24 protein-coding genes are annotated in these 24,013 nt (G+C 67.7%); 10 read left to right on the plus strand and 14 right to left on the minus strand.

Translation table 11 applies throughout. The features are described from left to right. Positions 1-142: 142 nt before the first annotated feature. On the minus strand, positions 143-1,894 hold the full coding sequence (ggt, locus tag DIE04_RS02605) for a gamma-glutamyltransferase (protein ID WP_124521863.1): 1,752 nt from the start codon (positions 1,892-1,894) through the stop codon (positions 143-145). 368 nt (positions 1,895-2,262) lie between these two features. On the opposite strand from ggt, the gene DIE04_RS02610 reads away from it, so the two are divergent. Then, the gene (locus DIE04_RS02610; protein WP_124521865.1) at positions 2,263-3,141 is read left to right on the plus strand and encodes a MurR/RpiR family transcriptional regulator; all 879 of its coding nucleotides are present in this window, start codon (positions 2,263-2,265) and stop codon (positions 3,139-3,141) included. Positions 3,142-3,168: 27 nt separating this feature from the next. On the opposite strand, the gene DIE04_RS02615 is transcribed toward DIE04_RS02610, so the two are convergent. The 3 genes from DIE04_RS02615 to DIE04_RS30005 form a co-directional block, all read right to left on the minus strand. Further along, a complete protein-coding gene (locus tag DIE04_RS02615; protein WP_124521867.1) occupies positions 3,169-4,515 on the minus strand; it encodes an AAA-associated domain-containing protein in 1,347 nt (448 codons plus the stop codon). Between the two features lie 11 nt (positions 4,516-4,526). Beyond that, on the minus strand, positions 4,527-6,281 hold the full coding sequence (locus DIE04_RS02620) for an ABC transporter permease subunit (protein WP_124572904.1): 1,755 nt from the start codon (positions 6,279-6,281) through the stop codon (positions 4,527-4,529). 80 nt (positions 6,282-6,361) lie between these two features. Further along, entirely contained in the window at positions 6,362-6,616 is a 255-nt protein-coding gene (locus DIE04_RS30005) for a phosphate transporter (RefSeq protein WP_260426322.1), read from the minus strand. Positions 6,617-6,860: 244 nt separating this feature from the next. Here DIE04_RS30005 and DIE04_RS02630 point away from each other — a divergent pair, with 244 nt between their 5' ends. From DIE04_RS02630 to DIE04_RS02640, 3 genes are all read left to right on the plus strand, one after another. Then, entirely contained in the window at positions 6,861-7,805 is a 945-nt protein-coding gene (locus tag DIE04_RS02630) for a metallophosphoesterase (RefSeq protein WP_044846687.1), read from the plus strand. A gap of 35 nt (positions 7,806-7,840) precedes the next feature. Continuing rightward, a complete protein-coding gene (locus DIE04_RS02635; RefSeq protein ID WP_124489034.1) occupies positions 7,841-8,182 on the plus strand; it encodes a cupredoxin domain-containing protein in 342 nt (113 codons plus the stop codon). Between the two features lie 118 nt (positions 8,183-8,300). Then, positions 8,301-9,440, plus strand: coding sequence for a patatin-like phospholipase family protein (locus tag DIE04_RS02640; protein ID WP_124523729.1), 1,140 nt, complete (start codon positions 8,301-8,303; stop codon positions 9,438-9,440). Between the two features lie 48 nt (positions 9,441-9,488). Here the strand turns inward: DIE04_RS02640 and DIE04_RS02645 are convergent, their stop codons facing one another. Further along, positions 9,489-10,193 (minus strand): SDR family oxidoreductase, encoded by a 705-nt coding sequence (locus tag DIE04_RS02645; RefSeq protein WP_124523727.1) that lies wholly within the window; start codon positions 10,191-10,193, stop codon positions 9,489-9,491. A gap of 120 nt (positions 10,194-10,313) precedes the next feature. On the opposite strand from DIE04_RS02645, the gene gcvA reads away from it, so the two are divergent. The 3 genes from gcvA to DIE04_RS02660 all read left to right on the plus strand — a co-directional run bounded on the left by gcvA (position 10,314) and on the right by DIE04_RS02660 (position 12,777). Beyond that, positions 10,314-11,213, plus strand: a complete 900-nt coding sequence (gcvA, locus tag DIE04_RS02650; RefSeq protein ID WP_124489037.1) for a transcriptional regulator GcvA — start codon at positions 10,314-10,316, stop codon at positions 11,211-11,213. Between the two features lie 122 nt (positions 11,214-11,335). Continuing rightward, the gene (locus DIE04_RS02655) at positions 11,336-11,644 is read left to right on the plus strand and encodes a helix-turn-helix transcriptional regulator (protein ID WP_044846683.1); all 309 of its coding nucleotides are present in this window, start codon (positions 11,336-11,338) and stop codon (positions 11,642-11,644) included. A 71-nt stretch (positions 11,645-11,715) separates the two neighbouring features. Then, complete coding sequence (locus DIE04_RS02660) at positions 11,716-12,777, plus strand: alkene reductase (protein WP_044846682.1); 1,062 nt, start codon at positions 11,716-11,718, stop codon at positions 12,775-12,777. Positions 12,778-12,792: 15 nt separating this feature from the next. Here the strand turns inward: DIE04_RS02660 and DIE04_RS02665 are convergent, their stop codons facing one another. Beyond that, positions 12,793-13,320: a GNAT family N-acetyltransferase gene (locus DIE04_RS02665; RefSeq protein ID WP_124523725.1), complete on the minus strand. Its 528-nt coding sequence runs from the start codon at positions 13,318-13,320 to the stop codon at positions 12,793-12,795. Between the two features lie 83 nt (positions 13,321-13,403). Here DIE04_RS02665 and DIE04_RS02670 point away from each other — a divergent pair, with 83 nt between their 5' ends. After that, positions 13,404-14,015, plus strand: coding sequence for a LysE family translocator (locus DIE04_RS02670; protein WP_044846680.1), 612 nt, complete (start codon positions 13,404-13,406; stop codon positions 14,013-14,015). Positions 14,016-14,055: 40 nt separating this feature from the next. Then, the gene (locus DIE04_RS02675; RefSeq protein ID WP_124523723.1) at positions 14,056-14,256 is read left to right on the plus strand and encodes a hypothetical protein; all 201 of its coding nucleotides are present in this window, start codon (positions 14,056-14,058) and stop codon (positions 14,254-14,256) included. On the opposite strand, the gene DIE04_RS02680 is transcribed toward DIE04_RS02675, so the two are convergent. Beyond that, positions 14,242-15,162, minus strand: a complete 921-nt coding sequence (locus tag DIE04_RS02680; RefSeq protein ID WP_185500297.1) for a phosphatidylinositol-specific phospholipase C — start codon at positions 15,160-15,162, stop codon at positions 14,242-14,244. The genes DIE04_RS02675 and DIE04_RS02680 overlap by 15 nt on opposite strands. Before the next feature lie 6 nt (positions 15,163-15,168). Here DIE04_RS02680 and DIE04_RS02685 point away from each other — a divergent pair, with 6 nt between their 5' ends. Next, the gene (locus DIE04_RS02685) at positions 15,169-16,191 is read left to right on the plus strand and encodes a LacI family DNA-binding transcriptional regulator (protein WP_124523721.1); all 1,023 of its coding nucleotides are present in this window, start codon (positions 15,169-15,171) and stop codon (positions 16,189-16,191) included. A 9-nt stretch (positions 16,192-16,200) separates the two neighbouring features. Here DIE04_RS02685 and DIE04_RS02690 read toward each other — a convergent pair whose 3' ends face one another. The 7 genes from DIE04_RS02690 to DIE04_RS02720 all read right to left on the minus strand — a co-directional run bounded on the left by DIE04_RS02690 (position 16,201) and on the right by DIE04_RS02720 (position 23,867). After that, a complete protein-coding gene (locus DIE04_RS02690) occupies positions 16,201-17,061 on the minus strand; it encodes a carbohydrate ABC transporter permease (RefSeq protein WP_124523719.1) in 861 nt (286 codons plus the stop codon). After that, complete coding sequence (locus DIE04_RS02695; protein ID WP_124523717.1) at positions 17,058-17,927, minus strand: carbohydrate ABC transporter permease; 870 nt, start codon at positions 17,925-17,927, stop codon at positions 17,058-17,060. The genes DIE04_RS02690 and DIE04_RS02695 overlap by 4 nt, the downstream gene beginning before the upstream one ends. Before the next feature lie 34 nt (positions 17,928-17,961). Beyond that, positions 17,962-19,200, minus strand: coding sequence for an ABC transporter substrate-binding protein (locus DIE04_RS02700; protein WP_124523715.1), 1,239 nt, complete (start codon positions 19,198-19,200; stop codon positions 17,962-17,964). A 193-nt stretch (positions 19,201-19,393) separates the two neighbouring features. Then, complete coding sequence (locus DIE04_RS02705; protein ID WP_124523713.1) at positions 19,394-20,602, minus strand: porin; 1,209 nt, start codon at positions 20,600-20,602, stop codon at positions 19,394-19,396. A 176-nt stretch (positions 20,603-20,778) separates the two neighbouring features. Continuing rightward, on the minus strand, positions 20,779-21,717 hold the full coding sequence (locus tag DIE04_RS02710; RefSeq protein WP_044846726.1) for a helix-turn-helix domain-containing protein: 939 nt from the start codon (positions 21,715-21,717) through the stop codon (positions 20,779-20,781). A gap of 60 nt (positions 21,718-21,777) precedes the next feature. Then, the gene (locus tag DIE04_RS02715; protein ID WP_124523711.1) at positions 21,778-22,368 is read right to left on the minus strand and encodes a DUF3156 family protein; all 591 of its coding nucleotides are present in this window, start codon (positions 22,366-22,368) and stop codon (positions 21,778-21,780) included. Then, entirely contained in the window at positions 22,365-23,867 is a 1,503-nt protein-coding gene (locus DIE04_RS02720; RefSeq protein ID WP_124523709.1) for an APC family permease, read from the minus strand. Before DIE04_RS02720 ends, DIE04_RS02715 begins: the two co-directional genes overlap by 4 nt. Positions 23,868-24,013 lie beyond the last annotated feature (146 nt).

Genomic DNA, 24,013 nt, shown 5'->3' on the forward strand with positions numbered 1-24,013 from the left:
CGGCATTCCGGGCACCCGCCCCGCCCGATACTGCGGACGTCCGCGAACGGACGCGCTGTCGCTGCCCCGGCGCTCGCGCGATGGCGAACGCCGGGGCAACCGTTCAGCCTGGTGCAATCAGATCAAATCAAATCAGCTCAGGTCAGTAGCCGATCGCCGAACCGGCCGGTCGGCGCGGATCGTTGACGCCGTAGATGTAGCCGACGCGCACGTTGCCCGACACCGACGAATCGTTGCCGGAACTCTGATGGCTCACCGCCTCGGTGCCGGGCAGGCCGACCATGATCAGCTCGGCGGCGCCCCACGGCGTCTGCTCGACCATCTTGTAGCCCATGTTGCGCAGGATCGCGAGCGTGTCGGGCGACAGGCCGCGGGTCTCGTAATAGACCTGATCCGGCAGCCATTGATGATGGATGCGCGGCGCACCGACCGCATCCTGCGGCGTCATCCCGTAGTCGATCACGTTCAGCACGGTCTGCAGCGTGATCGTGATGATGCGCGAGCCGCCCGGCGAGCCGACCACCATGAACACCTTGCCGTCCTTCTTCACGATCGTCGGCGCCATCGACGACAGCGGACGCTTGCCCGGCGCGATCGAGTTGCGCGTGCCCTGCACGAGGCCGAACAGGTTCTGCGCGCCGACCTTGACCGTGAAGTCGTCCATCTCGTCGTTCAGGAAGAAGCCCGTTCCCGGCGCGATCACCACGGCGCCGAAGCGGCCGTTGACGGTGTACGTGGTCGACACCGCGTTGCCGTCGCGGTCGATGATCGAGTAGTGGGTCGTCTCCGGCTTCTCGTGCACGCCGACACCCGGCTGCACGTCGACCGATGCCGTCGCCATGTCGCCGCTGATCTGCTTGCGGATCTCGGCCGCATACTGCTTGCTCGTCAGCTTGGCGACCGGATTGTCGATGAAGTTCGGGTCGCCCAGCAGCGTGTTGCGATCCTCATACGCGTGGCGCATCGCCTCGGTCATGTAGTGGACCACCGACGCCGACTGGTAGCCGAACTTGCGCAGGTCATACCCTTCGAGCACGTTCAGCGTCTCGCACATGGTCACGCCGCCCGAGCTCGGCGGCGGCGCCGACACGAACTCGTAGCCGCGATACGTGCAGGTCAGCGGCGCCATGTCCTGCGCACGATACGACGCGAAATCGGCCGCCGTGATCACGCCGCCGCCGCGCTTCGCCGCGGCTTCGACGATCTTCGGAATCTCGCCGTGATAGAACGCGTCGGGGCCCTGCTCCGCGATGCGCTCGAGCGTGCGTGCCAGGTCCTTCTGCACCAGGCGGTCGCCCGGCTGCAGCGGCGTGCCGTCCGGGCGCAGGAAGATGCGCGCGGCTTCCGGGTCCTTCCTGAAGCGCTGGATCGTCGTGTCGAGGATGTCCGTATCGCCGCGCGTCAGCACGAAGCCGTCGCGCGCGAGCCGGATCGCCGGCTCCATCACCTGCCTGCGCGTCAGCTTGCCGTACTTGCGCTGCGCGAGGTCGAGACCCGCGACCGTGCCCGGCACGCCGACCGCGCGATAGCCGTACAGGCTGTCGTCCGGAATGACGTTGCCGTTCGCATCGAGATACATGTTCGCCGACGCCGCGGCCGGCGCGGTCTCGCGGAAGTTGATGAAGCGGTCGCGGCCGTCGGCCAGGTGCAGGGTCATGAAGCCGCCGCCGCCGATGTTGCCGCAGCACGGATTGGTCACCGCTTGCGCGTAGCCGACCGCCACTGCGGCGTCCACCGCGTTGCCGCCTTCCTTGAGGATGTCGACGCCGATCTGCGACGCGAAGTGCTGCGACGACACGACCATGCCGTTCTTCGCTTCCACCGCGGGTTCCGAAGCGGCGAGCGCGCCTGCGCTGATGGCCGACAACAGAGTAAGTACGACGAGCCGCCTCATGACGGAATCCTCCAGACGAATGACCGGGCCATACCGGGATGCGCAACCGACTCGGAAGGCCGGACGACGCCGCTGATCCGGCATGTAATAAACCATACATTCCGGCGAGGCCGCGATCATAGCATCGGCATTTTCATGTCAAAACCTAGGGTAATTACTGAATTCTCGATGAATTTATGGAAACGTTCCGATCGATAATGTTTAATACATTACATAATCAGCCGATTGACGACCCGAATGATGCGCCCCTCTAATCTGTGGCCTCACACGGTCCGCGGCGCGGCGATCGGCTAACATGCACGGCGTCGCCGGCAGACGCATGCCTGCCGTTTGTCATTCATTCAGATAAAAACAAGCCGGAGTGCCCGATGGGGACAAGCATCAGGGCGTTGCTGCTATCCCAGATGGATAGCTTCACGCCGTCGGAACAGAAGGTCGCGCACGCGCTGCTGGATCGCTATCCGAGCCTCGGGCTCGGGCCGATCGCGAGCTTCGCGAAGCAAGCCGAAGTCAGCGACCCGACCGTGTTCCGCTTCGTCGTGCGAATCGGCTTCCCGAACTACTCGTCGTTCCAGCAGGCGCTGCACGACGAGATCGATACCGCGATGAATTCGCCGCTCGCGCGGATGGATGCGTTCCACTCGGAATCGGGGATGCGCGACAGCCATGCGGCGATCTTCCAGCGGCTCTCGCAATCGCTTGCCACCACGATCGAGGGACTCGACGCGGCGGCGTTCGACGAAGCGGTGACGCTGCTGGCCGATCCGGAAATCCGCGTGTTCTGCGGCGGCGGGCGTTATACCGCGCCGCTCGCGTCGCTGTTTTCGTTCACGCTCGCGTATGCACGCCCGCATGTGCAGTACGTCGAGCCGAACCTGAATCTCGCGTCGGTGTCGCTGACCGACATGGGGCCCGGCGACGTGCTGGTCATTTTCGATTTTCGCCGCTATCAGAAGGACAGCATCCGGTTCGCGCAGGCCGCGCACCAGCTCGGCGTGCGCGTGCTGCTGATCACCGACGAATGGCGCTCGCCGATCAGCGCGTTCGCCGAGATCGTGCTGCGGATCCAGGGGCGCCCGTTCGCGATGCTGCAGACCAACGTGCCGGCGCTGGCGCTCGCCGAAGCGCTGGTGATCGGCGTGACGAACCGGCTTCCCGAACTGGCGCGGCAGAGGATGGAAAAGATCGAGCGGCTCAGTACGGGCGGCAGCGCGCAGGACGCGAATCAGCGGGATTTGCCCGAATGACGGTCGCGCGTCATTCGGGCGCGGACGTCAGCTCTCCACGTCCTCGAGACTGAACACTTCCGTCTTGTCGTTATACGAAAAGACTTCGCCGTAACGCCCCCAGTCGATCACCGCGTCGAGCGTTTCCTCGGCCGCCTCGTCCGACAGGAAATCCTCCAGCTCCTGCTCGAAACGCACGCGCGGCGCACGATGGCCGGGGCGCTCGTTCAGCACCTTCCGGATCCGCGCGGCGAGCGGCACGTGCTTCAGCAGGTGATCCGCGAACATCAGCTTGCGTTCCTGCGTGCCGAATTCCGCGAACACGCGCGCGGGCGGCGTCAGGAACACGTCGCCTTCGCGCACGTCGGCGAAACCGAGGTACTGCAGCACTTCGGCGATCGGAAACAGTTCGTCCACTTCCAGATGCAGCGTGCGCGCGATTTCCGGCATGTCGGCACGACCGTGATACGGCGCCATCGCGAGCGTCTCGATCAGGCCGGCCATCAGGTTGGTCGACACGCGCGGCATCCAGCTGCCGAGCTCGAGCCCCTTCTTCGTCGCCTCGTTGGTCTGGCGGGCCGTCATCTTCGCGTAGATGTCGTCGACCAGCTTGCGGAAATCCGGATCCAGCCGGTTGCGCGGATGCTTGAACGGTACCTTGATCTCGGCGATCACGCGGCCCGGATTCGACGACAGCACGAGAATGCGGTCGCACATGAACACCGCTTCCTCGATGTTGTGCGTGACGATCAGCACCGACTTGATCGGCATGCGGCCTTGCGTCCACAGGTCGAGCAGGTCGGTACGCAGCGTCTCGGCGGTCAGCACGTCGAGTGCGGAAAACGGCTCGTCCATCAGCAGGATCGTCGGATCGACCACGAGCGCGCGCGCGAAGCCCACGCGCTGGCGCATGCCGCCCGACAGTTCGCGCGGATACGCGTTCTCGAAGCCGTCGAGACCGATCAGGTCGATCGCGGCGAGCGCGCGTTCGCGCCGCTCGCGTGCGCCGACGCCGAGTGCTTCGAGGCCGGCTTCCACGTTCTGCAGCACGGTCAGCCACGGAAACAGCGCGAAGGTCTGGAACACCATCGCGACGCCTTCGGCCGGGCCGCGCAGCGGCTTGCCCAGATAGGTCACGTCACCGCCGGTCGGCTCGATCAGCCCGGCGATGATCCGCAGCAGCGTGGACTTGCCCGAACCGGAGCGGCCGAGCAGCCCGACGATCTCGCCTTCGCGCAACGACAGGTTCGCGTCGTCGAGCACGAGCAACTCGCCCTGCGACTTGTTGAAGCCGCGATTCACGTGTTCGACGCGCAGGATTTCCTCGCCGAGGCGCGGCGGCTGAAGCGGCTGGGACGTCTGGACAGGGGCGTTGATTACGGTCTGGTTTTGCATCGCGCTTACTCTCAATCGAGACGGAGCCGGGATTCCGCATAGGCGTACATCGGACGCCACAGCAGACGGTTGAACAGGGTAACGAACAGGGACATCACGGCGATGCCCAGGATGATCTTCGGAAAATCGCCGGCGGCAGTCATCTGTGCGATGTACGAGCCGAGGCCATGCGCGACGACCCTGGTGTCGCCCCACTGCACGAACTCGGACACGATGCTCGCGTTCCACGCGCCGCCCGATGCGGTGATCGCACCGGTCACGTAGTACGGGAAAATGCCGGGCAGCATCGCCTGGCGCCACCACTGCCAGCCGCGAATGCGGAAGTTCTTCGTCGCTTCCTTGTAGTCGTTCGGATAGGACATCGCGCCGGCGATCACGTTGAACAGGATGTACCACTGCGTGCCGAGCACGATCAGCGGCGACAGCCAGATGTCCGCGTTCAGATGGAAATGGACGATCACGATCACGAACACCGGGAACAGCAGGTTCGCCGGGAACGCGGCGAGGAACTGCGCGAGCGGCTGGATCTTCTCGGCCAGCGCGGGGCGCAGCCCGATCAGCACGCCGAGCGGCACCCAGATCACCGACGCGATCGCGATCAGCACCAGCACGCGCAGCAACGTGATCAGCCCGAGCACCACCACGTGGCCGACCTCGCCCATCGTCACGCCGGTCGCCACGAAGCTGACGACGCGCCACCCGACGTACACCGTCAGCAGGATCACGAACGCGCCCCACACGACGTCGCCGACGCGCGACGAACCGCGCGCCGACGTGCCGCGCGAGCGCTTGCCCGTGAGCGCCGGCACGCGCAACGGAATCCGCGCGGCCTGCGACAGCAGCCAGCCGGCCGGCACGAGCAGCTGGTGGATCAGGTGCGTGCGGCGCAGCATGTCGAGCAGCCAGGACTGCGGCGCATCGCCCGACGCGGTGTTTTCCATCCGGAACTTGTCGGCCCACGCGACGAGCGGGCGGAACAGGAACTGGTCGTACGCGAGGATCACGACCGACATTGCGACGATCACCCAGCCCACCGCACCGAGGTTCTTGTCGGCGATCGCCTGCGCGAGATACGCGCCGATGCCCGGCAGCGTGATCGTCTGGTTGCCGACGGTGATCGCCTCCGACGCGACGACGAAGAACCAGCCGCCCGACATCGACATCATCATGTTCCAGATCAGCCCCGGCATCGAGAACGGCACCTCGAGCTTCCAGAAGCGCTGCCACGACGTCAGGTGGAAGCCGCGCGACACTTCGTCCAGGTCGCGCGGCACCGTGCGCAGCGACTGGTAGAAGCTGAACGTCATGTTCCACGCCTGGCTCGTGAAGATCGCGAAGATCGCCGCGAGCTCGGCGCCGAGCACGCGGCTCGGGAACAGCGCGAGGAAGAACGTGACCGTAAACGAGATGAAGCCGAGCACCGGCACCGACTGCAGGATGTCGAGGATCGGGATCAGCACCATGCCGGCGCGGCGGCTTTTCGCGGCGAGCGTGCCGTACACCAGCGTGAACGCGAGCGACGCGACCATCGCGGCGAGCATCCGCAGCGTGGTGCGCAACGCGTATTCGGGCAGGTTCGACGGATCGAGCGAGATCTTCTGCGTCTGCAGCACGGCGATCGGCGCCATCGTCTGATGAAAGCCGACGATCGCCATTGCGAGTATGCCGATGATCAGCGGAAACGCGACCGCATCCCAGCGGTTGGGGAGCACGCGCCACGCGGACGCGTTGGCGGTGCGATTCGGATCGAAGAAACTGATATCCATCGGTAGCGTCTTGGTCGAATTGAAAATCGATGGGATCGGCCGCGTGACGCGCGGCCGGATGCGCCGTTAGCCGGCGCGGCTCAGAACGGCTTGTGGCGGGCCCGGCACAGGACCGCCGAACGCGCGATCGACGCGGGCAAGACCAGCACCCGCGCGACGGCGGGCAGCATAATCGGCAGGACCGAACCTTCCTTGACCGGACCGGGATCCACGCTCAGGTGAACGCCGACGTAGACGATGCCGCAGGCAACGATCGGCACGAACGGCGCGAAGCCGATGGTGCGCGTGCGATGACCGCCCGCACCGCTGGTTTCCGTTGCCGCGAGATTCGGCATGAGGGGCTCCGGAGAAGTGATTCGGTGTCGCAGGCTATCGGGCGGACATGACGCAAACGTGACGTGTCACTTACAGGACATTGACAGGTCATCCGCCGGTGGTCGGTCATTGCGCCGCAAGCCGCGAGCAACCTCGCAACGCGCGGGAATAAATCCGCCGCCGCAGCGGTATGGCATACGAAGGCGCCGGCTTATTCCAGGACGATCCGGCCGTCCGGTTCCGTCACACGAATGCGAGGCTCACATGTCTTCATCGAATCCCACCCGCCCGTCGCGTCGCAAGGCCCTGCAATGCATGGCGTTCGGCGGCCTCGGCACGCTGTTTACACTGTCGGGCGGCATCCTGACGCCGTTCGACCTCGCGCTCGCGCAAAGCGGCGCCGCACTCCCCGCGGACAAGGGCCGGCCGCTGTTCGTGCAGATCAGCGACACGCACATCGGCTTCAACAAGGACGCGAATCCCGACGTCGCGGCCACGCTGCGGCAGACCATCGAGCTCGTCAACGCGATGCCTGCCACGCCCGCGCTCGCGATCCATACCGGCGACATCACGCACCTGTCCAAGGCAGCGGAGTTCGACCAGGCGTCGCAGCTGCTGTCCGCGCTGCGCGTGCCGGAGCTGCATACGGTGCCTGGCGAACACGACGTGACCGACGGCTCGGGTGCCGAATATTTCAGCCGCTTCGGCAAGGCGTCGGACAACCGCGGCTACTACAGCTTCGATCACGCGGGCGTGCACTTCGTCGCGCTCGTCAACGTGATGCACTTCAAGCCGAACGGGCTCGGCAGCTTCGGCGACGAGCAGCTCGCGTGGCTCGCGCAGGATCTGAAGGGGCAATCGTCGAGCACGCCGATCGTCGTGTTCTCGCACATGCCGATGTGGACCATCTACGAGCCGTGGGGCTGGGGCACCGGCGACGCACCGCAGACGATGGCGCTGCTGCGCCGATTCGGCTCGGTCACCGTGCTGAACGGGCACATTCACCAGATCGTGTCGAAGGTCGAAGGCAACGTGACGTTCCACACCGCGCGCTCCACCGCGTTCCCGCAGCCGACCGCCGGCAACGGCCCCGGCCCGGTGCCGCTCACCGTGCCGCGCGACCGGCTGCCCGCGATGCTCGGCGTGACGACCGTCGACTTCGCCGGCCATCCCGTGGCGGCGTCGCTGCGCGACACGACGCTGGCCTGATCCCTCGCCCGATTCCGCTACGCAAGGAGACCGACATGACCATCCTCAAGCCCTCGACGCTGCTGGCGGCGCTGACCCTGTGCGCGGCCGCCGCCGGCACGCCGCTCGCCGCATTCGCGCAACCCCCGGCCGGCCCGCTCGTGACGATCCACAACTTCATGTTTTCGCCGATGTCGACCACGATCAAGGCCGGCACGACGGTCACGTGGAAGAACCTCGACGCGGAACCGCATACCGTCGTCAACGACGCGGGCATCTTCCATTCGAATGCGCTCGACCAGGACGAGACCTACTCGTTCCGCTTCGACAAGCCGGGGGTCTACAAGGTGTTCTGCGGGATTCATCCGTACATGAAGGAGACCATCACCGTGGAATGACGCGGCGCGCCGCGCCACGCGCGCGAAGGTCCGGCACCGCGGAGCGACGCCCGCCGATCGCCTACACTGGTTCCAACCGGCCGGCCCCCGCCGGCCGTCACCGACCACGAGGCAAGCGATGACGGCAAGTCAACCCGCACACCCGAAGCTACCTGGGCAGGTCGTGCTCGTGCTCCAGGGCGGCGGCGCACTGGGCGCATACCAGCTCGGCGTATTCGAGGCGATGGACGCGGCGGGCATCCAGCCCGACTGGGTGATCGGCACGTCGATCGGCGCGATCAACGCGGCGCTGATCGCCGGCAACGCGCCCGCGCACCGCGCGCAGCGAATGGCCGAATTCTGGCGCCACGTCACCGAACGGCCCGCCGTGACCGTGCCGGGCTTCCCGACGACCTGGGACAAGATCGGCTCGGAACTCGCGGTGATCGGCGCGGGCCTCACGGGATTCTTTCGGCCGAATCCCGCCGCGTGGCTCGGGCCGCTCGCGCGGGTCGGCGTCGAGCACGCGTCGTACTACGTGGTCGAGCCGCTGCGCGACACGCTCGCGTCGCTGATCGACCTCGACCTGCTGAATGCGTGCCGGCCGCGACTGACCGTCGGCGCGGTCAACGCGTGCACCGGCACGATGCGATATTTCGATTCGCGCGACCGGCCGCTCGACCTCGACCACGTGATGAGCTCGGGCGCGCTGCCGCCCGCGTTTCCGGCCGTGCGGATCGACGGCGCACCCTACTGGGACGGCGGCATCTATTCGAATACGCCGGTCGAGGTCGTGCTCGACGATGCGCCGCGCCGCAGCTCGATCATCTTCTCGGTGCAGATGTGGAATCCGGTCGGGCCCGAGCCGCAAAGCATCTGGCAGGTGTCGGAGCGGCAGAAGGACATCCAGTACGCGAGCCGCACGGACGGCAACATCGCGCGGCAACAGCAGATTCACCGGCTGCGCCACGTGATCAAGGAACTGGTGATGCGGCTGCCGGAGGCGGAGCGCACGTCGGCCGACGTGCAGGCGCTCGCCGCGTGGGGCTGCCAGACGACGATGCACGTGATCAAGCTCGCGGCGCCGCGGCTCGACGGCGACGATCAGTGGAAGGACATCGATTTCACGCCGGACGGCATCGCGGCGCGCCGGCAGGCCGGGTTCGACGCGACGATGCAGGCGATCGCCGCGAGACCGTGGGATCAGCCGATGGACCCGACGGAAGGGCTCAGCGTCTGGAGCCCGGAGGAGAACCGGATCGGCGAACGGCACAACTGAGGCAGCCGGCGCAACGTCCGCGCGCGCACCGCCCTGCCCGGCAGCGGCTTAAAGCGCGCGGACGATGCCGCCGTCGACGCGAATGTTCTGCCCGGTAATGTAGCCGGCGCCTTCCGAAAGCAGGAACGTCACGGTCTGCGCGATCTCCTGTGTCTTGCCGAAACGGCCGGCCGGAATGCGGGCCACGATCTCGGGCGTCTCCGGCCAGCTGTCGATGAAGCCGGGCAGCACCGAATTGATGCGGATGTTGTCCTTCGCGTACCGGTCGGCGTACAGGCGCGTGAAGGCGCTGAGCGCCGCGCGCAGCGCGGACGACACCGGCATCGCCTGCTCGGGCGCGTCGGCCGCGAAGCTCGAGATGTTGACCACCGCGCCGCCGCCCTGCTTCAGGAAGACCGGTGTCACGCGGCGCAGCACGCGCGCGACGTTGAGCACGATCAGGTCGAGCCCTTCGTGCCATTTGTCGTCGTCGATCGAGAGCAGGTCGCCCTTCGGCGGATGCCCGGTATTGTTGACGACCGCATCGATACGGCCGTACTTCGCGAGCGTCTCGTTCACGAAGCGCGCGATGTCGGCGTCTTCGGTGACCGACCCCGCCACGCCGAACCCGCCGAGTTCCTTCGCCAGTTCGACCGCGCTGCCGGACGGCGACATCAGCGCGACGCGATAACCGTTGCCCGCGAGATCCCGCGCAATCGCGGCGCCCATGCCCTTGCCCGCCGCCGTCACCAAAGCCACTTTCTCTACAGTCATGCTGTTCTCCTGAATGGGTCGGCGCAGCGCCGCGATCATCGTCCATGGCAGCACTGTAGGACTCTATAATCGGCTTGTCGAACCATGATTTCTCCACCCACCCTGTAGAATTTCTACTGCATGAAGGCGCTATCGCGTATCCGCCGGTTCCCGCCGCTCAATGCGCTTCGCGCGTTCGAGGCCGCCGCGCGACACCTCAATTTCCGGCTGGCCGCCGACGAACTCGGCGTGACCCAGGGCGCGGTGGCGCAACAGGTCAGGCATCTGGAGGACGTCGTGGAGGTTCAGCTGTTCCGGCGGCTGCCCAGGGGGCTGGCGCTGACGCGCGAAGGGCTCGAGTATTTTTCGTCGGTCCAGCGTGCGCTGCAGATCATCTCCGACGCCACGGACGCGCTCGGGCAGCGCCCGACGGTTCTGGCGGTCAGCACGACGCCGTCGTTCGCGTCGAAGTGGCTGATTCCGCGCCTGTCGGACTTCGGCCGGCTGCATCCCGACATCGAAGTGCGCGTGATCGCCGACGAAAGGCTTGCGTCGTTCCGGGCCGACGGCGTCGACATCGCGATTCGACTGAGCAAGCCGCCGTTCCCGGCCGGCCTGGTCGCCGAGTTGCTGTTTCCGCTCGACATCTTTGCCGTCGCCAGCCCGAAACTGCTCGACAGCGGCTCGCCGATCCGGACGCCCGCGGACCTCGCAAAGCATGTGCTGTTGCACGACGCGCACGATCTGTGGCCCGAGTTCATCGACAAGCTCGGCGGCAAAGGCCGGGCCGATCCGACGAAAGGGCCGCGGTTCAGCCAATCGCTGCTCGCAATCGACGCCGCGGTCGCCGGCCAGGGCATCGCGCTGACCAGCGAGCCGCTGGTCGAACGCGATATCGCGGATGGCCGACTGCGGCGCGTGTTCGATTTTTCGTTTCCAATGTCGCTCGGGTTTTACGTCGTCTTTCCGCAGGCCAGTGCGCACTCGGAAGCGCTCGATGCGATGCGGCGGTGGCTGTTCGCGCAGTACGGGAACGGGTGACGCGCTGAAGTCCGACCGACCAACAACCCCACTTCCATCAGTGCCTTCACACGTATCGTTATTTTACGATATATGATTCGCCCATCGACGATACCCGTATGCCCAGAACACCACGCCCTTCCATGCCGACCGAACTCGACATCGACGCGATCCTGAAAGCGCTCTCGAACCCCGTGCGCCGGGAAATCCTCGTCTGGCTGAAAACGCCGGGCGCGCATTTCCCGGAGCAGACGCTGCCGTACGACCACGGCGTCTGCGCCGGGCAGATCGACGCGCGCTGCGGGCTGTCGCAGTCGACGGTTTCCGCGCACCTCGCGACGCTGCAGCGCGCGGGGCTCGTGACGTCGACGCGGATCGGCCAGTGGGCGTTCTTCCAGCGCAACGAGGCCGTCATCGACGCATTTCTCGACGCCCTGCGTCGCGAACTCTGACCCAGGACATGCGGGCCACCCGTCGCGCACGACGCGACGGCCATCCCGCCTTTCGTGAAGAGGTTACCTCCATGCCTACCCTGTTCGATCCCGTTACCCTCGGCGACCTGACTCTACCGAACCGCGTCGTGATGGCGCCGCTCACCCGTGCCCGCGCCGGCAGCGCGCGCGTGCCCAACGACCTGATGGCCCGCTATTACGCCGAGCGCGCATCGGCCGGCCTGATCATCAGCGAAGCGACTTCGGTCACGCCGCAGGGTGTCGGCTACGCGGACACGCCGGGCATCTGGTCCGACGAACAGGTGGAAGGCTGGAAGCGCGTGACGCAGGCCGTGCACGCGGCGGGCGGCCGCATCGTGCTGCAGCTCTGGCACGTCGGCCGGATTTCCGATCCGGTGTTCCTGGACGGCGACCTGCCGGTCGCGCCGAGCGCGATCGCCGCGGGCGGTCACGTGAGCCTCGTGCGGCCGCCGCGTCCGTACGTGACGCCGCGCGCGCTCGACATCGATGAAATTCCGGGTATCGTCGCCGCGTACCGCAGGGGCGCGGAAAACGCGAAGAAGGCGGGCTTCGACGGCGTCGAGATCCACGGCGCGAACGGCTACCTGCTCGATCAGTTCCTGCAGGACAGCACCAACCTGCGCACCGACGCGTACGGCGGCCCGATCGAGAACCGCGCGCGCCTGCTGCTCGAAGTGGTCGACGCGGCGATCGACGTGTGGGGCGCGGGCCGTGTCGGCGTGCACCTCGCACCGCGCGGCGACGCGCACACGATGGGCGATTCCGATCCGGCCGCGACGTTCGGCTACGTCGCACGCGAACTCGGCCGCCGCAAGATCGCGTTCATCTTCACGCGTGAATCGTATTCGGGCGACCAGCTGAGCCCGCGTCTGAAGGAGGCGTTCGGCGGCCCGCTGATCGCGAACGAGCAGTTCACGCTCGAATCGGCGCAGGACACGCTCGCGAGCGGCCACGCCGACGCGATCGCGTGGGGCAAGCTGTTCATCGCGAATCCGGACCTGCCGCGTCGACTCGAACTCGGCGCACCGCTGAACAAGCCGGTGCCGGAGACGTTCTACGCCGAAGGCGAAACGGGTTACACCGACTACCCGGCGCTCAGCGACGCGGCATGACGGCCGGCGGCACGTTCATGCGCACACGTCCGCGCGCATGAACACGCGCTGCGTCTCGTCGAGCCCACGCGCGACGTGATGCGCGCGGACCGCATGCAGCGTGTCGTCGAGCGATGCGTCGTCGATGATGTCGAAGCCCAGGCGCGCGTAGTACGGCGCATTCCACGGCGCGTCGCGAAACGTCGACAGCACGACCTGCGCGATGCCGTCTTGCGCGGCGCGTGTCATGATCCGTTCAATCAGGCGCGCGCCGATCCGCTGCCCCGCATGCGACGGCGCGACGTCCAGTTCCTCCAGATAAAGCCGCTGCGCATCGAGCAGCCGGTAGAACGCGAAACCCACGCAGCCCCCCGCTTCGTCCGTCGCCACATACGCGCGGCCGTCGTCGATGCGTGCGAGCACGTCGGCCGCATCGGTCGGCTCGCCTTCGGCGATGTCGGACATGCCGATGTCGCGAAAGCGCTGGGCGGCGGCCACTTCCACGGCGGCCATCGCGGCCGCGTCTTCCCGCGTGGCGGGACGAATCCGGATCGATACTGTCATCACGACGAGGTAGGCAGGCAGGAACGGCCGTCACTATAATCGAAACTTCATACCTTTCGAACGCCTTGCCCACGAGGTTCGCCATGACGCTGTCCGCGCTCGCCGTGTTCGCCATCGCCCTGCTCGTCACCGCCGGCACGCCCGGCCCGAGCGTCGCCGCGCTCGTCGCGCGCGTGCTGACGAACGGCGTGCGAGACGTGCTGCCGTTCCTCGCCGCGATGTGGATCGGCGAGGCGCTGTGGCTCACGCTGGCGGTGGCCGGGCTGTCGGCGTTCGCACGCACGTTCGAGACGGGCCTGCTCGTGCTGAAGCTGCTCGGCGTCGCGTACCTGCTGTTCCTCGCGTGGAAGATGTGGACCGCGCCGACCGACACGCAGGCCGGCGACCTGCCGCGCGGGCAGTCGCCGTGGCGCATGTTCGTCGCGGGCACGCTGGTCACGCTCGGCAACCCGAAGATCATGCTGTTCTATCTCGCGCTGCTGCCGACGATCGTCGATCTGACGCATGTCGGTGTGCTCGCGTGGGCCGAGCTGGTCGGCACGATGCTGGCGATCCTGATCCTCGCCGACTGCTTCTGGTCGCTGCTCGCGGTGCGTGCGCGCGCATTTCTGACGTCGGCACGCGCGAAGCGGGTCGCGAACCGCACGAGCGCGACCGCGATGGCGGGTGCGGCGGTGGCGATCGCGACGCGGTAGTCCGTCGATCGCACACCATCCCGTTCTCCGTAGACCTGCAATGCCGCAACTCGAGAAAATTCCCGCGGCACTTGCCGCACTGTCGATTTCTCGTCGCGAGATCGTGCTTCCGCTCGACGCCGCGCTCGAATGCATTGACTATTGCGAGCGTCATCGCATTCCGATCTATGGTTGGGAAGGTTGGGTCCTGACTGTCGGCGAGTTCGCGGTCTTCAATGCGAATGCGCTAACAACCCATTAGCCTGCGCCTGCCACCCACCACGGGCCCATCCTCATTACACTCGACCAACGCCCGCACCAGCGCCCAGTCATCGTCGTCGCAGAAATCGAGCAGCATCGCGCCACACGGACCGCGCGTTTCACGCAACCGCGCCGCGAGCCGCGCCTGAATCCCGACTACCCTGCCGTCGCCGCGCGCGACCACCGACGGATTCGCGCCCATCCCCGTGCCGCTGCAGAAATTGATCGCCCAGCGCCCGCTCTCCGGCGACGGCATGCGGCTCAGCAGCGCATCGATCACACGCCACTTGTAGTGGATCGACCCGGCGACAGGCACACGGTATTCATCCTGGATCACGAACGCCGCATCCGGATGATCGATCGTAAACGTCGCATTGTCGGGCCACGCGGTCAGGTCGATGCCCAGCGGCCGGCTGCTGCGGAACCGCCGCAACAGCACCATCGCGCCGCGCACATCGCCGAGCGCCGGCAGCGCGCGGCCCGCATGCCAGCGCAGCCGCGGATGCCGCGCGCAATGCGCATCGAACGTCGCGTCGAAACTGCGCGTGCACGCATGCGCGGGCCATTCGTCCTTCACCGACATCACGATGCATTCGCGCGGATGCGCATCGAGAAAGCGCGTGCAGTCCGCGAGCACGTCGTCGAACGACAGGCCGAGCGCGATGCCGCCGTGATGGATGTCGAACGTATCGCCCCGGTGCCGGCAGCGAATGTCGAGCAGCCGCACGCCATGCGCGAGCTGCGCATCGAGCGGCGCGCGCTGCGTGCGTACGAGCGGATCGTCGACCGTATACGCACAGGTGTCATGGCTGCCCGGTAGGGTCAGCGTATGCAGCGGCCGCGCGTCGTCGAGCGCCGACATCCAGTCGGCCAGCGGCGTGGAGGCTTCGTGTCGCGAAGGGATCATGAATCGATGACTGACAAGGAAAGAAAGACGTGGGTGACCGCGTCGGATGTCGCCGTGCGGGCCGGCGTGTCGCGCTCCGCGGTGTCGCGCGCGTTCTCGCCGACGGCGAGCATCGCGCCCGAGACGCGCGAACGCGTGATGGCGGCCGCGCGTGCGCTCGGCTACCAGGTCAACCTGATCGCGCGCGACATGATCACGCAGCGCAGCAGCATGATCGGCGTCGTGACGGCCGGTTTCGAGAATCCGTTCCGCGCACGGCTGCTGTCGGACCTGATGGCCGCGCTCGGGCAGCGCGCGTTCACGCCGCTCGTGACCAATGCGGACGATCCGCATCAGGTCCGGCAATCGCTGGAGCGGCTGCTCAGCTACCGGATCGCGGGCCTGGTGATGACGTCCGCTTCGCCGCCGCTGTCGGTCGCGCAGCAGTATCTCGACCACCGGATTCCCGTCGTGATGATCAACCGCGAAGCGAACCTGCCGGGCGCGGACGTCGTCGTCAGCGACAACGCGACGGGCGCCGTCCATGCGGCGCAACGGCTCGTGCGGGCCGGCGCGCGCCGGCTCGCGTTCGTCGGGCCGCGTACCGCGAGCTACAGCGCACGCGCGCGCGCGGAGGCGTTCGCGCAGGCGCTGCAACACGGCGACGCGTACGATGCGGCGCTCGTCCGCGTGATCGATACGGACTCCGACACGCACGCATGCGGCCTCGACGCCGCGCGGCAACTGTTCGCGACGGGCGAGCGGCCGGACGGTGTGTTCTGCTCGTCCGACCTGCTCGCGCTCGGCATGATCGACGCCGCGCGCGACGCCTTCGGCTTGCGCGTGCCCGACGACCTGCGCGTGATCGGCTTCGACGACATCCCCGCCGCCGCATACGACGCCTACCGGCTCTCGACGCTGCGCCAGGACACGCAAGGCCTCGCGCACGCGGCCGTCGACCTGCTCGCCGACCGGATCCAGACGTTCGACGGCGCGTCGCGCACGCGGGTCGTGCCGGTTACGCACGTGGCGCGGCATAGCTGCGCGTAACGCGTCGTGTCACTTCAGTCCGCCGGCGAAGCCGCGCAGCAGGTAGCGCTGCACGTAGCCGGCCACCGCAAGGGTCGGCAGCGACGCCAGCAGCCCCGCGCTCATCAGGTCGCCCCAGTCGATGCCGTTCTCCGTCACGTAACCGGCAATCGCGAGCGGCAGCGTAAAGCGGCTCGGCGTCGACACGAACAGCAGCGCGATCAGGAACTCGTTCCATGCGGCGATGAACACGAAGATCGCGGTCGCGATCAGCCCCGGCGCGCACAGCGGCAACACGATCTGCACGAGCCGCCGCGCGAGCCCCGCGCCGTCGATGCACGCGGCCTCCTCGTATTCGACGGGCACGTCGCGCACGAACGCGAGCAGCATCCAGATCGCCATCGGCAGCGCGTAGATCTGGTAAGCAAGCATCAGCCCGAGCGTCGAATCGAGCAGATGCAACCGCTTCGCGAGCGCGAACAGCGGCACCGCGATCGTGATCGGCGGCATCAGCTTCAAGGCCAGCACGAGCATCAGGAACAGCACATCCAGCCGCGCCGGAAACCGCAGCCGCACGAGCGCGTATGCGGCCGGAAACGCGAGCGTCAGCGCGAGCAGCGTCGTGCCGAACCCGACCAGCAGCGAATTGGCGAGCGGCGCGCCGATACCGTTCGACCACACCGACGCGAAATGCTCGAACGTCGGTGCAGCCGGCCAGATCCGTAGCGGATGATCGAGGCGTTCGAGCGTCGGCATGAACGCCGCGCCGGCCATCCACAGGCACGGCAGCAGCAACAGCGCGAGCGCAATGATGCGCAGCGCCAACGGCGCGGCATGCGCGAACGCGGCACCCTTTCGCGCGTGCGCGAGGTACGCGGATCGCGCCGTCATGCGCGCCGCTTGCGAACCGTCTGCCATACGTACCCCGAAACGAGCAGCGCGGACGCCGCGAGCATCAGCACCGACGCGGCGCTCGCCGGCCCGACGTTGAAGAAGCGGAAGCCCGTGTCGTAGATGTAGGTCGACAGCGTCTGCGTCGCGTTGCCGGGGCCGCCGCCCGTCAGCGCGTAGACCTTGTCGAACAGCTTGAACGTGTCGATCGATCGCAGCAGCAGCGCGAGGCCGATCTGCGGCGCCGCGAGCGGCAGCGTGATGTCGCGCAGGCACTGCCATTCGCTCGCGCCATCGGTGCGCGCGGCTTCGTACAGTTCCTGCGGGATCGATTGCAGCCCGGCCAGTACGATCAGGAACGCCATCGGCGTCCACTGCCACACGTCGACGAGCGCGAGCGACCACAACGCAAGATGCGGATCGGACAGCCAGCGCACGCCTTCGACGCCGAACGCGGCGAGCAGCGCGTTCAGGAAGCCGTCGAAGTTGAGCCAGTTGCGCCAGATCGCCGAGCACACGAGCGTCGACAGCATCATCGGCAGGATCGCGAGCGGCAGCGCAATGCGCCGCCCCGGAAACGCGCGCACGAACAGCAGCGCGAGACCGAAGCCGAGCCCGACCTCGACGAGCGACGCCGCGATCGTGAAGCGCAGCGTATTGCCGAAACCGGCCGCGAACGCGTCGTCGCCGAGCACCGCGCGATAGTTCGCGAGCCCCGCGAATGCGCGACGGCCCGCCGTGTAGTCGACCTGGCAGAACGAGTCGATCAGCACCTGCGCGACGGGGTACAGCGCGAGCGCGGCCAGCACCAGCAGCGCGGGCCCGAGCAGCGCGACGAACGGCAGGCTGCGGCCGAGGGCTTTCATGCGCGGATTCCGGACGATGCGTGGCGGCGTGCCGTCACTTGCCGGCCGCGGCCATCGCCTGCGCGATCTTCTGCTGCGCCTGGCGCAGCGCGGCGTCGGGAGTGGCCTGCCCGGTCAGCGCGAGCTGCAGCTGGTCGCCGAGAATGCTCTCGACCTGCTGCCAGTCCTTCACGCGCGGCCGCGCACGGCCGGCCTCGAGCGCCTTCAGCTGATCGGGGTACCAGCGGTACTGGCGCACCAGCGCCGGATCGGCGAACACGCTGCGGCGCGTCGGCGGAATGCCGATCCCGGCGAGACGCGTTTGCGTGTCGCGCGAGCTCAGGTAGGCCAGAAAATCCTGCGCGAGCTTCGCGTGCGGCGCATCCTTCGGAATGCCCATCTGCCAGATGCCGAGCATCGGCGCCGGGCCGGCCGTCTGCCCGGGCGGCGGCTGCAGCGCGATCTGCCCGACCACGCGCGACTGCTTCGGATCGTCGAGCGCCGGGATCCACGCCGGCCACACCTCGATCGACTGCGCGGCCGTGCCGCGCTGCAGTGCGTCGCGCACCTCGGCGGCGCCGTACACGTCGACGTCCTTCGGCGCGGCGGTCTTCAGCGCAAGGAAAGTCTTCAGCGCGGCCTGCGACTCACGCGAATCGATCGTCACGTTGCCGGCACGGTCGAACACGTCGCCGCCGTAGGCCCACAGGATCGGCAGGAAGCCCGTCACGACCGGGTTGCCCTTGGTGCCGCGGAACACGACGCCCGACACGCTCTTGTCCGCGCCGCCGATGGTCTGCGCGATCTTCAGCACGTCGTCCCAGTTGCGCGGCGGCTGCAGCTGGTACTTCGCGAGCAGATCCTTCCGGTACGCGAACATCTCGACGTTGCCGACGATCGGCAGCGCGTACAGCGCGCCCGCCGCGTTGCGGCCGAGCGCGACCGCGGACGGCACGAGATCGGCGTCGGCGAGCGCTGACGGCAGCGGCTTCAGCCAGCCGTTGCCGATGAATTCGGGTGCCCACGTATCGTCCATCATCACGAGGTCGTACGTGCCGGTGCCTTCGCGCATCGACAGCTTCAGCTTCTGGTACAGGTTCGCGTTCGGCAGCTTGAGCAACTCGATGTCGGTGCCCGGATGCAGCTTGGTGAAGCCGGCGACGGCGTCGGCCAGCCCCTTGCCGTAGATGTCGTCGCGGCCCGCGATGACGAGGTCCGCCGCGAAGGCGTGCGAGGCGGCAAGGGACAGCGCAACGGCGGCGGACAGCGCGCGCAGGCGGCTCAGCAGGGTCATGTGGTCTCTCTCGATCGGCGTGGTGGCGAGCCGCCGGGCGTTGCACACGTGTGCAACGCGGGCGACGCTTCGGGCGGCCTGAAGCGAACGCCATTGTTCACGTCGATCGTTAAGAATTTGTGGCACGCGGCGAAAGCGGCCGACGGTGCGGCCGCCCGCCCCGCCCACCGCCCGTGCCACCGTGTGCGTGCCGTCAGAAGTTCACGCGAATCCCGGCCATCACCGCGAGTTGCCGGCTCGAATTGCTGTTCGCGAGCACCGGAATCTGCGCGTAGTTCACCGCATTGCCGTTCGCGTCGGTGCCGAGCCCCGTGCCGCTCGCGATCTGGCCGATCGCGACCGCATACAGCGCGGTGCGCTTCGACAGGCTGTAGTTCGTGCCGACGTTGACCTGGTGAAAGCGCGTCGTGCCGCGGCCGTCCGTGTGCGCGGCGTTGAAGATGTACGCGACGCCGCCTTGCAGCGCGGGCGTGAACATGTACGTGGCGTTCAATTCTCCGATGTCGAACGTGAACGCCTGCGTGCGCGGCTGCGCGCCGGTCGAGAAATAGCGGCTGTCGCCGAGGCGCGTGTGCGTGTAGGTCAGCGCGAGCGTCGCCGCGCCGAGCGTCACCGAGCCGCCCGCGCCGAACGCGCGCATCGAGCCGGCGTCCTGCAGCAGGCAGTACATCGCGCCCGGATTGCTGCACGCGAAGTCGCCGATATAGCCGCTCGCGCCGCCGAGCGCCGCGTCGAGCGGCTGGTGCAGGTCGAGATAGCCGACCGAGAACGCGACCGGCGCACGCGTGTAGGTTGCGGCGACCGCATAGCCGCGCTTCGCGGAAAAGTCGCCGGCCTGGCCGCCGAAGCTGAACGTGCCGCCGAACGTCAGGCCGTTGAAATCCGCGCTGGTGAACTTCACCGCGTTGTTGAAGTTGAACGCGGCGTTCAGGTTGTCGACGTCGCCGAGGTGCGAGCCGTACGGCGTCGCCCAGTTGTTGCTCGATACATAGGCGCCGAGCATGTCCGTGTACGAGTCGTATTGCCGGCCGAGGCCGAGCGTGCCGATCGCATCCTGGCGCAGCCCGACCCACGCCTGCCGGCTGAACGCGGTGCCGCCCTGCAGCGCCTGCCCGCTCGCGGACAGGAACTGCTGTTCGAGCGAAAACACCGCGTCGAGCCCGCCGCCGAGCGGCTCGGCACCCTGGAATCCGAAGCGGGACGGCACGAGGTTGCCGCCGCCCATCTGCCATGCATGGCCGCCGCCCGTGCTGCCGTCGGCGCGCGTGAACTGCTGGTTCGTCGAATAGATGACGCCGGTGTCCACGGTGCCGTACAGCGTCACGCTGCCGGAGGTCTGCGCGTGCGCGTGCATGCAACCCAGCGTGGCCGCGGCCGCGGCCAGTCTTCGTCCGATCTTCATGTCCCGTCCCTCTGTTGTCATCGATTCGCAGTGCGAACCGATGGTGTTGTCGATTTCGGTGACAGGACTCTATCCAGCGAAAATTCGGGACCCCTATCCCAAATCAGCAAATGGTGAAACGAACGGAACGGGCGACACGCGGCGGCGCCCGGCGGCACCGTCGCGATGCGAAGACGTCATTCGGGGCGCAAGGTTTGCGACGGCAGCTCGCCGAACAGGTCGCGATACTCGCGCGCGAAATAGCCGAGATGCGTGAAGCCCCAGCTTGCTGCGGCCTCGCCGACGCCGAGCTGATGCGCGGACGTCGTGCGCAGCAGGCGCCGCACCGCGTTCAGCCGGATCGTGCGCAGATAGCCGACGGGCGTGACGTCGGCGACGCGCTGGAAGCTCGTCTGCAGCGTGCGGCGGCTGCAGCGCAGCGCGCGGCACAGCTCGAGCACGGTGACGGGTTCCTCGGGCCGGTCGCGCAGGTGTTTCTCGCAACGGCTGACGATATCGCTGTAGGTGGCGTGCGTGATGTCGCGGCGCTCGACGCCGATGCCCTGCTCGAGCGCATCGAGGAACATGCCGAGCATCGTGTCGCGGAACATCTTGCGGGTGGCCGCGTATTCGAGGCAGCCGGGGTTGCGCTGCGCGTCATCGATCAGCGACGACAGCCGCGCGCCGAGCGCGACGCCTTGTGCGTCCGACAGCCGCGTGACGTGCCGCAGCTTGCGCGCGCCGGCCGCACCGAATTCGGCCTCGCAGAGCTCGTCGACCATGTCCGACGCCGCGCTGATCCCGACCAGTCCCATCCCTTCCGGCGTATGGAATTCGAAATCCTCGCCGGCGCGCAGCGCGAGCAGCGCATAGCCGTCGACCGGCTGGCTCTGGAACGTGCCGGCGAGCGGCACCGACAGCGGCACCGCGAGCGACGTGCGCCCGGCCGGTGCGAGGCCGGTTTGCGCGACACGCCGGTTGGTCGTCTCGCGGAAGAAATGGAAGTCGTCGTACAGCACCTGCGTGACGGTGCCCCTGAAGCGGCCCGGCGTCATCTGGCGGTAGACCTGATGCCAACCCGCGATCGCGAGCCCGTGGTCATGCACGTCTTCGTGTGAGCGTGACTGGAACAGCATCGGCATCTCCGGTAAAACCCTGATTCCACGCTGCGGCCGCACGGCACGCAGCGCCACAGCTTACCCCCGCAAAATTCCGCGTAGTGCAGTTTCGAATGCAAGACAGGCCGCCGACAGCGCGGCGGCCTGCTCGCTGGTCACGCGCACGTAGCGGCGAAACGACGGCATCCGGTTCACGACCTCGCTGCCGCCGAACGGCACGACGGCGAGCGTCCAGCGGCCGTCGCGCGCGGCGATCGTGCAGTCGGTCAGGTGCAGCGGGCGCAGCGCGTCGGCGAGCGACGGCTGCGCGGCGAGTGCGGCCACCGTCCGCGCGAATCCGGGGTCGCTTCCCGGCTCGGGCGCGGCCGCGATGCCGGCGCGCCGCAGCCAGCCGGTCTGCAGCACGCGTGCAAGGCCCTGCGCGGCCGGGCCGTCCGCGCTGATCGACACCTGCACGCTGACCGTATGCATCAGGAACTGGCGGTCGACGCGTTCTTCGACGCTCACGCGCACGCCGTTCGGAAGCCGGGCCAGGATTTCGGCCGCGCCGCCGTTCGCGTCGCGCACCGCACCGAGGTCGGCCAGCACGCGCGCGGCGATCGCGCCGGGCCGGTGGCCGGGCGGCGGTGCGTCGGGCGCCGCGCGCCAGCGGGCGAGCGCGGCCCTCACGAGGCGACGTGCTCGTTGCGCAGCACTTCCTCGACCGGCACCGGCCTGAACGGATGCCGGCGCTGCACGACGAGCGTCCAGAACAGCGCGTACAGCGCGGTGAGCCCGAGCATCGCGCCGAACGGCACGTAGATGTCGCGCGCATTCATGCCGGGCGGCGTGATGTACCAGATCGCGAGCACGATGCCGACGCTCGACACGATCTGCGGCAGCGGAAACAGCGGCGAACGGTACGGGCGCGGCAGGTCCGGGCGGCGGATGCGCAGCATCACGACCGACGCGGTGACGAGCAGGTACGCCGTGCCCCATGCGCAGGTCGCGGCGAGCACGAGGTGCAGGATGCTGTCGAGGTTGCCGTTGATCAGCCACGCATGGAAGATCGGCACGATCGCCGACGCGACGATGCCGACCACCGGCGTCTTGAAGCGCGGATGCAGATACGCGAAACAGCGCGGCAGCGCGCCGTCGATCGCCATCCCGTACAGGATGCGCGGCAGCCCGGCCATCAGCGTGTTGATCGTCGCGGCGCCCGCGCACAGGAACGCGATGCCGAACCAGATGCGGCCGAAGGGCCCGAGCACCTGCAGCGCGAACGCGGGAATCGCGCCCGGCGTGTCGAGCAGGTGCGTGAGGCCGTCCGGGCTCACCGGCACGTTCGCGACCTGGCGCCGGATCGCCGCGCCGTACAGGAACATGCAGATCGCGACGCCAACGAGGCCGAGCGCCATCGCGCGCGGAATCGTGCGGCCCGGCGCCTTCATTTCCGGCGCGAGCGGCGTAACGAACTCGCAGCCGACGAACATGAACATCGCCATCCCGACCAGCGACAGCACGGCCGGCACCGACGTGCCGACTTCCGAGCCGCCGAACCAGCCGTCGAGATGCACGGCCGGCGCGGCCGCGAGGCCGAGGATGCCGAAGATCATCAGCGACAGCCACATGCCGGCCGTCAGCACGATCTCGAGCTTGCTGAACACCTTGATGCCGATGATGTTGGTGATCGCGAACGTGACCACGAGGCCGACGCCGACGAGCCACGAGCTGTTGTGCTTCTCGAGCGCGGCGTTCAGCGATTCGAAGTTCACGAGCGCCATGATGCCGCTCAGGATCGTCTCCGCCGTGCCGGCGAACACGTGCACGAGGAAATACGCGGAAATCGTGCCGGTGATCGCCCAGAAGCGACCGAGCCCGCATGACAGGTAATCGTAAACCGAGCCGGCCGTCGGCAGCATCGCGGCGGCTTCGGAGAACGTCGTGGCCTGCGCCTGCATCATCACGAACGCGATGAGCATCGCGACCGCGAACGCCCAGCCGCCCATCCCGAAGCCCGAGGTCGCGGTGAGAATCACCGGGCTCGCCATGATGAGGCCGACGGCGCTCGCCAGCGCGGTCGGAAACCCGACCGCCCCGGCCTTCAGCACCGTGCCGCCGCCCGCTTCAGCCGACGCACCGGCGGGCGTGTCGCCCGCTGCGCCGGTCATTCCAGACCATCCCGACATCTTCGTCTCCTTCCCTTTTCGGGCCGGAACCGGCGCTGCGGCGCCCGCTCCGAGCCATGCTTCGCGGTCGGCCCGGGGCGGCGCTCAAGCGCCGGCACCCGGGCCCCTGTCGATCCAAACCTGATCCGATGTCGAAAAAATACGCA

The sequence above is a fragment of the Burkholderia sp. Bp8994 genome (assembly GCF_003853805.1).
GTDB lineage: Bacteria > Pseudomonadota > Gammaproteobacteria > Burkholderiales > Burkholderiaceae > Burkholderia.

Coding starts and splice junctions, on each gene's coding strand:
- ggt (WP_124521863.1), bottom strand. CDS start 1,894: ATGAGGCGGCTCGTCGTACTTACTCTGTTGTCGGCCATCAGCGCAGGC.
- DIE04_RS02610 (WP_124521865.1), top strand. CDS start 2,263: ATGGGGACAAGCATCAGGGCGTTGCTGCTATCCCAGATGGATAGCTTC.
- DIE04_RS02615 (WP_124521867.1), bottom strand. CDS start 4,515: ATGCAAAACCAGACCGTAATCAACGCCCCTGTCCAGACGTCCCAGCCG.
- DIE04_RS02620 (WP_124572904.1), bottom strand. CDS start 6,281: ATGGATATCAGTTTCTTCGATCCGAATCGCACCGCCAACGCGTCCGCG.
- DIE04_RS30005 (WP_260426322.1), bottom strand. CDS start 6,616: ATGCCGAATCTCGCGGCAACGGAAACCAGCGGTGCGGGCGGTCATCGC.
- DIE04_RS02630 (WP_044846687.1), top strand. CDS start 6,861: ATGTCTTCATCGAATCCCACCCGCCCGTCGCGTCGCAAGGCCCTGCAA.
- DIE04_RS02635 (WP_124489034.1), top strand. CDS start 7,841: ATGACCATCCTCAAGCCCTCGACGCTGCTGGCGGCGCTGACCCTGTGC.
- DIE04_RS02640 (WP_124523729.1), top strand. CDS start 8,301: ATGACGGCAAGTCAACCCGCACACCCGAAGCTACCTGGGCAGGTCGTG.
- DIE04_RS02645 (WP_124523727.1), bottom strand. CDS start 10,193: ATGACTGTAGAGAAAGTGGCTTTGGTGACGGCGGCGGGCAAGGGCATG.
- gcvA (WP_124489037.1), top strand. CDS start 10,314: ATGAAGGCGCTATCGCGTATCCGCCGGTTCCCGCCGCTCAATGCGCTT.
- DIE04_RS02655 (WP_044846683.1), top strand. CDS start 11,336: ATGCCGACCGAACTCGACATCGACGCGATCCTGAAAGCGCTCTCGAAC.
- DIE04_RS02660 (WP_044846682.1), top strand. CDS start 11,716: ATGCCTACCCTGTTCGATCCCGTTACCCTCGGCGACCTGACTCTACCG.
- DIE04_RS02665 (WP_124523725.1), bottom strand. CDS start 13,320: ATGACAGTATCGATCCGGATTCGTCCCGCCACGCGGGAAGACGCGGCC.
- DIE04_RS02670 (WP_044846680.1), top strand. CDS start 13,404: ATGACGCTGTCCGCGCTCGCCGTGTTCGCCATCGCCCTGCTCGTCACC.
- DIE04_RS02675 (WP_124523723.1), top strand. CDS start 14,056: ATGCCGCAACTCGAGAAAATTCCCGCGGCACTTGCCGCACTGTCGATT.
- DIE04_RS02680 (WP_185500297.1), bottom strand. CDS start 15,162: ATGATCCCTTCGCGACACGAAGCCTCCACGCCGCTGGCCGACTGGATG.
- DIE04_RS02685 (WP_124523721.1), top strand. CDS start 15,169: ATGACTGACAAGGAAAGAAAGACGTGGGTGACCGCGTCGGATGTCGCC.
- DIE04_RS02690 (WP_124523719.1), bottom strand. CDS start 17,061: ATGACGGCGCGATCCGCGTACCTCGCGCACGCGCGAAAGGGTGCCGCG.
- DIE04_RS02695 (WP_124523717.1), bottom strand. CDS start 17,927: ATGAAAGCCCTCGGCCGCAGCCTGCCGTTCGTCGCGCTGCTCGGGCCC.
- DIE04_RS02700 (WP_124523715.1), bottom strand. CDS start 19,200: ATGACCCTGCTGAGCCGCCTGCGCGCGCTGTCCGCCGCCGTTGCGCTG.
- DIE04_RS02705 (WP_124523713.1), bottom strand. CDS start 20,602: ATGAAGATCGGACGAAGACTGGCCGCGGCCGCGGCCACGCTGGGTTGC.
- DIE04_RS02710 (WP_044846726.1), bottom strand. CDS start 21,717: ATGCTGTTCCAGTCACGCTCACACGAAGACGTGCATGACCACGGGCTC.
- DIE04_RS02720 (WP_124523709.1), bottom strand. CDS start 23,867: ATGTCGGGATGGTCTGGAATGACCGGCGCAGCGGGCGACACGCCCGCC.